The organism is Rhizobium sp. AB2/73 (assembly GCF_020871915.1).
GTDB classification, from domain to species: domain Bacteria; phylum Pseudomonadota; class Alphaproteobacteria; order Rhizobiales; family Rhizobiaceae; genus Rhizobium; species Rhizobium dioscoreae.
In genome coordinates this window covers 1,838,106-1,849,405 of the sequence record NZ_CP067071.1, presented here as the reverse complement: position 1 = coordinate 1,849,405, position 11,300 = coordinate 1,838,106, and the positions used below count along the sequence as shown (strand labels likewise).

General features: G+C 59.7%; 13 protein-coding genes. 5 read left to right on the top strand and 8 right to left on the bottom strand.

Annotated elements, in window-relative coordinates:
* Nucleotides 1–50: 50 nt before the first annotated feature.
* The 6 genes from I8E17_RS09220 to I8E17_RS09195 all read right to left on the bottom strand — a co-directional run bounded on the left by I8E17_RS09220 (nt 51) and on the right by I8E17_RS09195 (nt 4,312).
* On the bottom strand, nt 51–380 hold the full coding sequence (locus I8E17_RS09220) for a hypothetical protein (protein ID WP_069613172.1): 330 nt from the start codon (nt 378–380) through the stop codon (nt 51–53).
* A 1-nt stretch (nt 381) separates the two neighbouring features.
* Nucleotides 382–1,350 carry a methyltetrahydrofolate cobalamin methyltransferase gene (locus I8E17_RS09215; RefSeq protein ID WP_015340226.1) on the bottom strand — a complete coding sequence of 323 codons (969 nt, stop codon included), beginning with the start codon at nt 1,348–1,350 and terminating at the stop codon, nt 382–384.
* Between the two features lie 103 nt (nt 1,351–1,453).
* Complete coding sequence (locus I8E17_RS09210; RefSeq protein ID WP_113366599.1) at nt 1,454–2,560, bottom strand: methylenetetrahydrofolate reductase; 1,107 nt, start codon at nt 2,558–2,560, stop codon at nt 1,454–1,456.
* Between the two features lie 3 nt (nt 2,561–2,563).
* Entirely contained in the window at nt 2,564–3,142 is a 579-nt protein-coding gene (locus I8E17_RS09205; protein WP_069613170.1) for a methylenetetrahydrofolate reductase C-terminal domain-containing protein, read from the bottom strand.
* Entirely contained in the window at nt 3,135–3,437 is a 303-nt protein-coding gene (locus tag I8E17_RS09200) for a virulence factor (RefSeq protein WP_069613169.1), read from the bottom strand. The genes I8E17_RS09205 and I8E17_RS09200 overlap by 8 nt, the downstream gene beginning before the upstream one ends.
* Nucleotides 3,438–3,673: 236 nt before the next feature.
* Entirely contained in the window at nt 3,674–4,312 is a 639-nt protein-coding gene (locus I8E17_RS09195) for a DUF1638 domain-containing protein (RefSeq protein WP_069613168.1), read from the bottom strand.
* 19 nt (nt 4,313–4,331) lie between these two features.
* Between I8E17_RS09195 and I8E17_RS09190 the strand changes: the two genes are divergently transcribed.
* Complete coding sequence (locus I8E17_RS09190) at nt 4,332–4,490, top strand: entericidin A/B family lipoprotein (RefSeq protein WP_083258188.1); 159 nt, start codon at nt 4,332–4,334, stop codon at nt 4,488–4,490.
* Between the two features lie 66 nt (nt 4,491–4,556).
* Here I8E17_RS09190 and I8E17_RS09185 read toward each other — a convergent pair whose 3' ends face one another.
* Nucleotides 4,557–5,258 carry a B12-binding domain-containing protein gene (locus I8E17_RS09185; RefSeq protein ID WP_069613213.1) on the bottom strand — a complete coding sequence of 234 codons (702 nt, stop codon included), beginning with the start codon at nt 5,256–5,258 and terminating at the stop codon, nt 4,557–4,559.
* A 257-nt stretch (nt 5,259–5,515) separates the two neighbouring features.
* Here I8E17_RS09185 and I8E17_RS09180 point away from each other — a divergent pair, with 257 nt between their 5' ends.
* The 3 genes from I8E17_RS09180 (at nt 5,516) to I8E17_RS09170 (ending at nt 8,704) form a co-directional block, all read left to right on the top strand.
* Nucleotides 5,516–7,096 carry a trimethylamine methyltransferase family protein gene (locus I8E17_RS09180; protein WP_069613167.1) on the top strand — a complete coding sequence of 527 codons (1,581 nt, stop codon included), beginning with the start codon at nt 5,516–5,518 and terminating at the stop codon, nt 7,094–7,096.
* Between the two features lie 101 nt (nt 7,097–7,197).
* Nucleotides 7,198–7,890, top strand: a complete 693-nt coding sequence (locus I8E17_RS09175) for a 4Fe-4S dicluster domain-containing protein (protein ID WP_069613166.1) — start codon at nt 7,198–7,200, stop codon at nt 7,888–7,890.
* An 85-nt stretch (nt 7,891–7,975) separates the two neighbouring features.
* Entirely contained in the window at nt 7,976–8,704 is a 729-nt protein-coding gene (locus I8E17_RS09170; RefSeq protein WP_176728015.1) for a phosphodiester glycosidase family protein, read from the top strand.
* A 65-nt stretch (nt 8,705–8,769) separates the two neighbouring features.
* Here I8E17_RS09170 and I8E17_RS09165 read toward each other — a convergent pair whose 3' ends face one another.
* Nucleotides 8,770–9,984, bottom strand: coding sequence for a glycosyltransferase family 2 protein (locus I8E17_RS09165; RefSeq protein WP_069613165.1), 1,215 nt, complete (start codon nt 9,982–9,984; stop codon nt 8,770–8,772).
* Nucleotides 9,985–10,281: 297 nt separating this feature from the next.
* On the opposite strand from I8E17_RS09165, the gene I8E17_RS09160 reads away from it, so the two are divergent.
* On the top strand, nt 10,282–11,271 hold the full coding sequence (locus I8E17_RS09160; protein WP_069613164.1) for a glycosyltransferase family 2 protein: 990 nt from the start codon (nt 10,282–10,284) through the stop codon (nt 11,269–11,271).
* Nucleotides 11,272–11,300: the final 29 nt, after the last annotated feature.

Below are 11,300 nucleotides of genomic sequence, written 5' to 3'. Positions count from 1 at the left end.
AGAACAAGAGGTTTGGCGCTGTCGCTGGCTTCGGCCACGGATCAGCCTTTCTATTTGCTAAGGCGGCGCACGTTCGAGCGAACACGCCTGCTATAGGGTTTTATCGCGGCGTGAGCGACCGCATCGGCGATGCTGCGCTGGCTTGTCGCGCCTGCGACCGTCAGAGCGGCGAAACCCTGTTGCACCATTGCTGCGTTTACGGCAGCGGCGCTTTCCGCCGCCGCCATCATCTTCTCCGAGATCATCCGGTTCATTTCGGCCGCGTTTACGCTGCCTGCCAGCGCGTCCATCCACATCTGCTGCAGCCGTATGGCGATCACGACAGGCGCCTGCAGCCAGAGCGTAGCAAGATCGTTGGAGAGGTCGCGACGGGATGCCATCTTATTCCCTCGCTGCTCCCGCACCGGCGCGCGCAGCACGGCCACCGCGACGTCCGCCGCCGGCGGCAGGGGCAGCCGTTGCTGCGGCGGCTGCGACGCCGCCTTCGGCCGGCTTGTAGTCGCGATAGGTCATGATCCAGTTGGTGCAATTGGCATCCGTGCCGTTCAGCACGTTGGCGGCGCGCACCGCCTCCATTTCCTGCGGGCGGCAGGGGTTCATGATGGCCGAGGTCATGCCTGCGCCGATGACCATCGGAATGAAGCCGGCATTGATGCCATGGCGATGCGGCAGACCGAAGGAGATATTGGAAAGGCCGCAGGTCGTGTTGACCTTCAGTTCGTTGCGCAGCCGGTGCAGCAGCGCGAAAACCTGACGGCCAGCATCGCCAAGGGCGCCAATCGGCATGACGAGCGGGTCGACGACGATATCATGCGGCTTGATGCCGTGGTCCATGGCACGCTCGACGATCTTCTTGGCGACGGCGAAGCGCACGTCCGGATCCATGGAAATGCCGGTCTCGTCGTTCGAGATGGCGACGACGGGCACGTCGTATTTCTTGACCAGCGGCAGGATGGCTTCGAGCTTTTCCTCTTCGCCGGTCACCGAATTGACCAGAGGCCGGCCCTTGGCAACCTTGAGTGCGGCTTCGATCGCCGCCGTCACCGAGCTGTCGATCGAAAGCGGTACGTCGACCAGACCCTGCACGATCTCCAAGGTCTGCACCAGGAGGCCCGGCTCGGTCTCGTTCGGGTTGACCGAAGTGACGCCTGCGTTGACGTCGAGCATGGTCGCACCGGCGGCGACCTGTTCCAGCGCATCCTTGATGACGGTGTCGAAATTGCCTTCGATCATCTCGGCGGCGAGCTTCTTGCGCCCCGTCGGGTTGATGCGTTCGCCGATCACGCAGAAGGGCTGGTCGAAGCCTATGATGATCTCGCGGGTGGCGGAGGCAACGATGGTACGCGTCATGTCTGATCCTCTGGTCAGTTGGCCCGATAGCTGGTCTATCGTGCGGTGATCTGGGTTACAAGCCGGCCGGTTTCTCTCCTAGCCCGCTGCTATCGTCTCGAATTCAATGTGCCTGCGGCGGCGTATGGTGGGCGGCGATCTCCGCCATCGCCTGCTGGTTTTCTTCCCTGCCTTCGCTGATCTGGTGCAAGCGCTCGGCGACGAGAGCATCCGTGCGGCTTGCTTCGCGCTTCCAAGGCTGGCGGCCCTTCAGCACGCCGGAATCATGCACCATTTCGGCGACATATTCTTCCTGGCGGTAGGCCATGACATGGATGCCGGAAACGCCCTCGATCTCCTTCACCTCGTTGATGATGTCGATGCAGAGCTGCTTGCCTTCCTTCTTCTGATCCTGCGCGTCCTCGATGCGCTTGATGACCTCATCGGGGATATGAACGCCCGGTACGTTGGAACGCATCCAGCGGGCTGTCTTTGCCGATGCGAGCGGGCCGACGCCGACAAGGATGAAGCATTTCTCGTGAAGGCCGAGGTCGCGCACCTTCTTCATGTATTCGCGGAACATCGGTACATCGTAGCAATATTGACTCTGGACGAACTGCGCGCCGGCCTCGATCTTCTTTGCCAGCCGATAGGGGCGGAAGTCGTAAGGCGGCGCGAAGGGATTGATGGCGGCGCCGAGAAAAACCTTCGGCGGCGACGTCAGCTTGCGGCCGGAGAGGAATTTGGCGTTGTCGCGCATAATGCGGACAGTTTCGAGCAGCGACATGCAATCGAGATCGAAGACAGGCTTGGCGCCCGGCTGGTCGCCAGCTTGCACGCCGTCACCGGTCAGGCACATGATGTTGCAAACACCCATGGCAGCCGCACCCAGCACGTCGCCCTGGATAGCGATGCGGTTCTTGTCGCGGCAGGCGATCTGCATGATCGGCGCATATCCCATCCGCGTCAGCAGCGCGCAGATGCCGACCGAGGACATGTGGCAGTTGGCGCCGGAGGCATCGACGGCGTTGATGCCGTCGACCCAGCCTTCGAAGATGGCGGCGCGTTCATAGACGTCTTCAGCATTGGCGCTATCGGGCGGGTTCAGCTCGGCGGTGACGGCGAACTCGCCGCGGCGGAGCACGCGCTCCAGCCGCCCCCGCGAAGAATGACCGGGCAGGGGATCGAGCGGCAGATGGACGCCAAGCGGATTTTCATCGATATGCGACATCGCTCAGGCTTCCTTTTTCGCCGCTTCGCGGGCTGCTGCCGCTTCCGCCGTGACGCGAAGCCATGAGGACGTCTCGCGCAGCGACTGATTGACGGGCTTCTGCACGTTGAGGATCGCGTCCCCGTGGGTCATATTCCTCGAGCCGTTCCAGGCCTGCACCCAGACACAGGGCATATCGGGCTCCACCTCGCAATTGCCGTTGGCGCGCACACCGCCGCAGGGACCATTGCGCAGCTGCTTGGGACAGTTCATCGGGCAGGACATGCCTGTCGACGACAGCGCGCATTGGCCGCACATGCGGCAATCGAACAGGAAGCCCTTCACATTGCGTTCGATGAAGGTGATCGGTCGCTCCACGCGCTCATAGCCGAACGCTTTCCACAGCGGATGAAGCAGCAGGAAGGTGTCGGCGAAACGACGATAGAACCATTCGAGGAAACGCGAATGACGCACGGCCCAGAGACGGACCGTATATTTGCGTCGGGCGCGGCGGTTAGGGGAGACGCCGGCCGGCGTGTAGGCGCCGCTGGCCGCCTTTGCGCCCGCGGCGGCATTGCCAGGCTTCTGGACGGCATCAGCCATTGTCGCGGCCTCCGGCCTTCACCAGCGCCACCAGCCGCTCGCGATCATAGGCAGCCTCGAGCTCGCCGGCTGCCTTGTCTGCTTCGGCCTCGAGATCGTCGGAGACCGGTACGGGATCCGCCTTGCGCCATTCAGCCAGATAGTCGTCGGTTTCGGCCGCGCCGGTGCGCATGGCGCACATGTCGATCGCTTCGGTAAAGCGCAGCGAAAGCTCGCGTTTTGCCGTCTGCCTGCCCTTCTTGATGATGACCTGGGCCGGAATGTCCCGCCAATAAACGACAATGCGATCTGCCATGCACAAATCTCCTCTTCACGCCAGAATGCACGCCGGCAGACCTCGGGACTGCGCTCGCCACGACGCGGCACATGCCGAAAAGCGACGCGATATCGAAACCTCGCCTGCAAGCATCCCCAAAGCTTATTATCTTTTGAAACGGACGGGTTCGAACTGTGATTGAATGTCTTTGACTCGTCCAGCATGCCGGTCTCGGCAAAGAAGAGGAAGATCGAAAACCGACGTAGATGTCGCAGTCAGACGGTCAATAATTCGCGGGCGAGATCGCCGTAGCCGGTATAGCGATATTCGTATTCCAGGCCGAGAAAGGCGGCGGCGTCCCTTGCCTTTGCCTGCAGCGCCGGATCTTCTTCCTGGGAGAGATAGACGACCTTGCGGTAGTTGCCGAAATACATGTCGCGCAGCTCCGGATGGCGATCCAGACCCAATGGAACGATGACGAAGGATTCGAACTGGCGAGCCAGGAAGTCGGTCAGGAAAAACGACGTGATATCATCGTCACGCGCGGCGAAGGCCTCATTGCCTGTAAAGAAGGAATAGCAATGCGGGCCGGACAGACGCTCTATCCCCTCACGCTGGCAGATCCTGTCGACATCGCCGCCGGTGCCGCAATCGGCATAACCGATAAAGATCTTCTCGAAGCCGCGCGCGCGGGCATCGGCGATAGCCTCTTCCAGGGCTGGTGCGATCTTCTGCGGATAGGAATGATAGATTGCGGGAAGACAGTGAAGGTCGATGTGATCGAGCCCGTTTATTCTGGTGACCGCTAGTATTTCGCGCGCGATTGCCCCGCACGCAATCACATGAACTTTTTGGGCTTGTGCGCGTTTATGGCGCGGAGGGTTCTTCTCCGCATTTTTTTGATCGATATCCACTCAGAGGGGGTTCCCAATCATGACTGCACCGACACTCACGAAAATTGCCACCGCCTGCGTCGTTCTCATGGTGCTTGCCTCTTGCGCCAATACTATACGTGGCGTGGGCAGAGATACCGCAAATGCGGTGAACGCAACCGAGGACGCCGGTCATACCGTCAAGAAGGCGGCTCAATAGCTAATTTGGGATACCGATGTGCCGGCGGCAACCCGTTGATTGTCGCCGGCACTCAGTTTCTTGCAATCAGGCGCCGGCAGCCAGGCTGTTGTGCTTGCGCTTCATGAATTCCTTGGCAGTCTCCACCGCCACGGCAGCGTCACGGCAATAGGCGTCAGCACCCACCGCCTTGCCGAATTCCTCGTTCAGCGGCGCGCCGCCGACGAGCACGACGTAATCGTCGCGCAGGCCCTTTTCCTTCAGCGTATCGATGACGACCTTCATGTAGGGCATCGTCGTGGTCAACAGCGCCGACATGCCGAGAATATCGGGCTGTTCGCGCTCGATGGCATCGAGGTAGTTTTCGACCGGATTGTTGATGCCGAGGTCGATGACGTCGAAACCGGCACCCTCCATCATCATGCCGACAAGGTTCTTGCCGATGTCGTGAATGTCGCCCTTGACGGTGCCGATCACCATCTTGCCGAGCTTTGGTGCGCCGGTCTGTGCCAGCAGCGGCCGCAGGATCGCCATGCCGGCCTTCATCGCATTGGCCGAAAGCAGCACTTCCGGAACGAAGAGAATGCCGTCGCGGAAGTCGATGCCGACAATACGCATGCCCTCGACCAGCGCCTGGGTCAGAACATCGTAAGGAGCCCAGCCGCGCTCCAGGAGAATATTGGTGGCTTCCTCGATTTCTTCCTTCAAGCCATCATACAGGTCGTCATGCATCTGCTGCACGAGCTCTTCATCAGAAAGTTCCGAGAGAATGATTTCGTCGTCAGACATGCGCTCCATCCCATTTTCGTGCAGCATCAGAGACTTGTATAAAACACTGCCGTCATTACGGATAGACCGGAAGGCCGCCAAAACTCTTTTTGAATGCGACGTCGCACGGAACAATCGCGACGGACGAAGAACAGTTGATATTAGCAGCCGATGTCTGTCCTATGCTAATTGCTGGCGCATTAAGGAACGTCCGCTTGTCGGAATCAGGTAGCATGGGGCCTGATAGACGCATCCATGCGCAGGAGTGAGGAAACATCATGGACGATATGATTGAGCAACCGGCTGCAGGCAATGATGGCGGCGGACGGCGTTCGCGCAGCGAGGGCAGGGGTGCGGCGGCGCGGCGCGCTTCGCGCAGTGGCGGCGGGCCAGGTCCTTCGCTCCCCTATATCACCCGTAAGATCGGCGTCTATGAAGTGCTTGACGAAGAGGGCCTGCAGCTCATCGAACGCAATGCCGATACAGTTTTGGAGGAAATCGGCATCGAATTTCGCGACGATGCGGAAGCTCTGGCGCTCTGGAAGGAAGCCGGTGCCGACGTACGCGGCCAGCGCGTGCATTTTCCGAAGGGCCTTTGCCGCGAGCTTCTGAAGACCGCGCCGAAGGAATTCACCTGGCATGCGCGCAACAGCGCCCGCAACGCCCATGTCGGCGGCAAGGCGACGATTTTCGCGCCAGTCTACGGCCCGCCCTTCGTGCGCGACCTCGAAGGCAACCGCCGCTATGCGACGATCGAGGATTTCCGCAATTTCGTGAAGCTCGCCTATATGGCGCCGTCGATGCATTCGTCCGGCGGCACGGTCTGCGAGCCTGTCGATATCCCGGTCAACAAGCGCCATCTCGATATGGTCTACAGCCATATCAAATATTCCGACAAGCCGTTCATGGGCTCGGTCACCGCACCGGAGCGTGCTGAAGACACGATTGCCATGGCGAAGATCGTCTTCGGCGACGATTTCGTTGAAAACAATTGTGTAACGCTGAACCTCATCAATGCCAATTCGCCGATGGTGTTCGACGAAACGATGCTCGGCGCCTTGAAGGTCTATGCGCGGCACAATCAGGCCTCGGTCGTTTCGCCCTTCATCCTGTCGGGCGCCATGAGCCCAGTGACGGTTGCAGGTACGCTGACGCAGATTCTCGCCGAGGTGCTGGCCGGCGCTTCCTTCACGCAGCTGATCCGCAAGGGCTCGCCTGTTCTGTTCGGCACCTTCGCCGCATCCATTTCGATGCAGTCGGGCGCGCCGACCTTCGGGACGCCGGAGCCATCGCTTGTCTCCTATGGCGCGGCACAGCTTGCCCGCCGTCTCGGTCTGCCGTTCCGTACCGGCGGTTCGCTCTGCGCCTCGAAGGTGCCGGATGCGCAGGCGGCGCACGAATCGGCCAACACTTTGAACATGACGCTGCTGGCGGGCACGAATTTCGTGCTGCATGCGGCCGGCTGGCTCGAAGGGGGGCTCGTCTCCTCCTACGAGAAATTCATGATCGACCAGGACCAGCTCGGCATGATGCAGAAGATGGCCGAAGGCGTGGATCTCTCCGAAAATGGCCAGGCGCTGGATGCCATTCGCGAAGTCGGACCGGGTAGCCACTATCTCGGCTGCGGCCATACGCAGGCGAATTTCCAGTCGGCCTTCTATCGCTCGCCGCTCGCCGACAACAACTCCTTCGAACAGTGGGAGATCGAAGGTCAGAAACGCATCGAGCAGCGCGCCAACGCGCTTTGCCGTTCCTGGCTCGATCATTACGAAGCGCCGCCGCTCGATCCGGCCATCGACGAGGCTCTTCTCGCCTATATCCAGAAGCGCAAGGACTCGATGCCGGACGCCTTCACCTGAAGAGAGCCCGAGGCCGCCAGGGAGCAAGGCGGTGCGACACGCGTTGCCGATCTCATCCAGAAGGAAGTCTGGCGGCCGCACTATGAATATAAGGGGCCACGGTGAGCCGCGGCCCTGCCATCTTCGAACAGCTCCGTGCGGCGCTCGGCGTCCACGGAGTTTTCGTTCGTGGCAGCTTGTCTTTCAATGAAGGCGAGGGGCCATTGCTGACGGATTGCATGCCTGCACGCAGCGTCATCCTGCTCGGCAATATCGGCGGCTCGATCTGGCCGGCGTTTTCGGCCTGGCGAGATATGCCCGACAACAGGATATCCATGGATCCGCTCGACGACTGGTCGAAGGCGATTATCCGGCCGGTCGCAAGCGGGCTGGGGGCCACGGCCTATTTTCCGTCGGATCCGCCCTGGCAACCGTTCCAGCGATGGGCCATGCAGGCCGAGGGCTTGAAAGCGTCGCCGCTCGGCATCTTGATCCATCCGGACTATGGTTTGTGGCACGGATATCGCGGCGCATTGGGATTTGCCGACGTGCTGGAAGGAATGGAGGTGTCGCCGTTTTCTCCGCATCCATGCGATCTATGTGTGGAGAAACCTTGTCTTGCCGCCTGTCCCGTTGGGGCGATAGCGGCAGCCGGCTTTGATCTTTCAGGCTGCCGGTCGCATTTGCGCACACCGCAAGGACAGGCCGGCTGCATGGCCGGCGGCTGCCTTTCACGCAATGCCTGCCCGGTCGGAGCCAACTATCGTTATCCCGCCGAACAGCTTGCATTCCATATGGCTGCACTCCAGCTTTAGGTCTCACGCCTTCCTTGTTTCGCCGCATTGCGATGCGTTCTGAAGCCTGTGTTATTGATACGGGGCTATGCGATTGATTCGATTGATGGTCATTCTTGCCGTTCTTGCCTTTGCCGCCACCGCGTCGGCCGGCGAAGCCTGCCGCAAGGTCCAGCATCTCGGGGATGGCTATACGGTCTGCACTTTCGATGCGGTCAGCGACGACATTCAGATTTTTCAGAACGATCGCAACGGCAAGCCTTATGGCTCTTTCCGTGCCCTGGAAAATGATCTGCGTCAGGATCGCATCTATGTGCGCTTCGCCATGAATGGCGGCATGTATCTCGACGACCAGTCTCCCGTGGGTCTCTTCGTCGAGAATGGACGTGAGGTGAAGGCGATCAACACCAACAAGGGCTGGGGCAACTTTCATCTCCTGCCGAACGGGGTCTTCTATCTCGGGGCGGGCAAGGCCGGGATCATGGAAAGCAAGGCTTTCGCCGCTTCCGGCATCAAACCTTTTTATGCGACGCAGTCCGGCCCGATGCTGGTCATCAGCGGCAGACTTCATCCGTCATTTCTGGCGGATAGTCCGAGCTTGAAGACACGAAACGGCGTGGGCGTTACCTCTGACGGCAAGGTCGTCTTCGCCATTTCCGATGGCGCGGTGCGTTTCCACGACTTTGCGACGCTATTTCGCGACGAGTTGCAATGTCCGAATGCGCTGTTTCTCGATGGCAGCATCTCCAGCCTCGATATCCCGGAATGGCAAAGGCGTGACAGCCTGTTTCCGCTCGGGCCGATCATTGCAGTGACGGAAATGCTGCCGGGCTAAGACGCGCCGGAAATGCGAAGAGCTCCGCAGTGCGTCGCGGAGCCCTCGGTCATAGCTATCAAGTCTCAGACGAACTGATCGATATAGGTCATGATGCTGAACAGGCCGTCCTTCGGACCCGGATTGGCCGGGAAATCCTCGGTGAAGCGGAGATAGGCCCTTGGCTTGCCGCCATAGCTGCCGGTCTGCGGCGCTTCCCTCGAGAGATGCTGCCGGATCGACTGCGGGAGAAGGTTGATCGTGGCGTCGTCGATGATCGGTTCGATGATGACGGGTTCTTCATTGAAAGCGATCGCTTCCGTCGCGGCGGTGGAGATGCCTGCCAGCTTGCGGATCTGATCATAGGATTCCGGCGGCAATGGCGTCGGCAGGTAGGCCGCCATGCGGTGATACATGATATAGGCTTCGACCCAGTTCTGCGCGTTGACATGCAGGCGCATGGCGACCGCCTGACGCTGCAGCATGAATTCGGTGATGCGAGGCATCAGCGAGCCGCGATAATCAGGTGGATAGCGGTTATCGCGCAGCGCCTGCGAGGCGAGGTATTCGAGGCCGCCTCTGTAGGTATCCCATTGGAACATGCATTCCTTGTTGCCCTGCTGCAGGCGCGGATCGTCTGAAACGGCGGTCACGCGCGCGAAAGGCTCCGGCATAAACAGCACGTCGGCCTTGTCCAATGCGCGGGTCGTATAGAGGAATGCCCAGAAGATGAACGGCGTCGGGCTGGAAATTGATTTCAACAGAACGTCGCGCCGGATGATCATGAATTCGGGGAAGATGTGACGGTCGAGAATGAATTCCAGCATCGAGCGGAAATCACCCTTGGCGTGACGCGTCGGATAGGAGAGGTGATAGAAGGGTTCCATATCGCCGCCGCCAGGCCGGCCATCGACGAGGAGCCACGGCGCCTGGATCATGCCGATATTCTTGTCGTCCACCATGATACGAAGATATTCGACGACTTTTTCCGGGATCAGCAAATCGTCGTCGCCGAGGAAAACCGCGTAATGGCCGCGGGCTCTCTGCATCGCAAAAGCGTAGTTGCTGATGAAACCGGAATTTCGCGCCCGGCGATAGGCGCTGATTTCCGGATGATGCGAGATCGACTGAATGTAGGCTGCGGTCTCATCCGTCGAGCAATCGTCGACAATGACGATTTCGAAAGGGAGGCCCAGCCGGCGAAATTCCTCCAGGTGGAAATTGACGTTCCGCTCGAGCATGAACTGACGGTTATAGGTCGGAACGCAGACCGAAAGGACGGGGACTTGGGCAGAAGACATCGATATTCTCCACGAGGCATCAGCGCGATTCTATGCACGGACTTTGATCCATGAATAAGCGGGATTGCTTTCGCGGGGCTGGAGAGTTTTGAGCGATCCGATTGTGGGAATTGCCCATGCTCCAGTTCAGTGCAAGTTCCGCTCTTTATGCTCCAGCCAGCGCATCCCGCAATCCCGGCAGGAAGCGATTGCCGTTTTCGAGGTTGCCTCTTCCTAGAAAATGGCCGGATAGCCCGAGGCACATGGATCAACCGATACCTCCAGGGTTTGGCGTCCATGTCAGTATCAGGAGACCCTGTGAGCAAAGTCAGTGTCATCATTCCCGCCTATAAGGCGCAGGAATCCATCGGTGAAACGATTGCCGCGGTTCTGGAAAATCGTGCCGTCCTGGAGGTGATCGTCGTCGACGACATGTCTCCCGATGCCACCGCGATGATTGTCGAGCGACATGCTCAGCGCGATCAGCGGGTGCGCCTGCTGCGCAATCCGCAAAATGGCGGGGCGGGGTACAGCCGGAATGCCGGCATGGCCGCCGCCCGCGGCGACTATTATTACTTTCTCGACGCCGACGACATGGTAGCGCATCGCTCGATCGATGAAGTCGTGTATCACATGGAAGCCAACGGCTGCGATGTGATGGTGTTTCGCTATCGCTACGTCACCGAGAGGAACGGTCGTCTCGATCCGATGCTGCCGATCGACAACGATGCCTGGCGGGAGCTGGTCGGCGATACCGACATAGGTGTTTTTACACTCGACCAGTGCGGGCGATTGCTGTTCACCGTGAATTTCCCGTGGAACAAGATCGTGAGCGCCAGGCTATGCCGGGAAACGGGTCTCCGCTTCTCGGAGACCCGCGTCCATAACGATATCTATGCTCACTGGCATATCTATCTGCACGCCCGGAAGATCGGCATGATGAATCGTTATCTCATCGGCCACCGCGTCTATCAGGACAGGGCGCAGCTGACCAATGTCTTCACCGAAAAGCGCTTCGAGGTCTTCAAGGCCTTTGCAGAGGTGGAAGCGCTGTTTGCGCGCCTGCCGCGGATGAAAGAGGCCTATTACCAGTGGTTCCTTCGCAGCAAGTTCGATTTGCTCGATTGGATCTACCCGCAATTGCCGTTCGATCTCAGGGAGCGCTTTTTCGCGCTGGTTCGGCAATGCTATGAAGAGTATGGCCAAGCTGACTATGAGAACGTGCGCAGGCAGTCGTTCGAGACTGCGGATATCGCGCTCAGGCTGAAGCAGGCCCCTCATTTGATACTCGGCAAGACGCCGAGATAGCCGGCTAAGATAACCTTCTTCACCTGCCG

Bases quoted from the DNA above. Each gene is read 5' to 3' on its own strand.
- I8E17_RS09190 (WP_083258188.1), top strand. From the start codon at position 4,332: ATGACTGCACCGACACTCACGAAAATTGCCACCGCCTGCGTCGTTCTC.
- I8E17_RS09220 (WP_069613172.1), bottom strand. From the start codon at position 380: ATGGCATCCCGTCGCGACCTCTCCAACGATCTTGCTACGCTCTGGCTG.
- I8E17_RS09200 (WP_069613169.1), bottom strand. From the start codon at position 3,437: ATGGCAGATCGCATTGTCGTTTATTGGCGGGACATTCCGGCCCAGGTC.
- I8E17_RS09185 (WP_069613213.1), bottom strand. From the start codon at position 5,258: ATGTCTGACGACGAAATCATTCTCTCGGAACTTTCTGATGAAGAGCTC.
- I8E17_RS09205 (WP_069613170.1), bottom strand. From the start codon at position 3,142: ATGGCTGATGCCGTCCAGAAGCCTGGCAATGCCGCCGCGGGCGCAAAG.
- I8E17_RS09215 (WP_015340226.1), bottom strand. From the start codon at position 1,350: ATGACGCGTACCATCGTTGCCTCCGCCACCCGCGAGATCATCATAGGC.
- I8E17_RS09180 (WP_069613167.1), top strand. From the start codon at position 5,516: ATGGACGATATGATTGAGCAACCGGCTGCAGGCAATGATGGCGGCGGA.
- I8E17_RS09165 (WP_069613165.1), bottom strand. From the start codon at position 9,984: ATGTCTTCTGCCCAAGTCCCCGTCCTTTCGGTCTGCGTTCCGACCTAT.
- I8E17_RS09170 (WP_176728015.1), top strand. From the start codon at position 7,976: ATGGTCATTCTTGCCGTTCTTGCCTTTGCCGCCACCGCGTCGGCCGGC.
- I8E17_RS09210 (WP_113366599.1), bottom strand. From the start codon at position 2,560: ATGTCGCATATCGATGAAAATCCGCTTGGCGTCCATCTGCCGCTCGAT.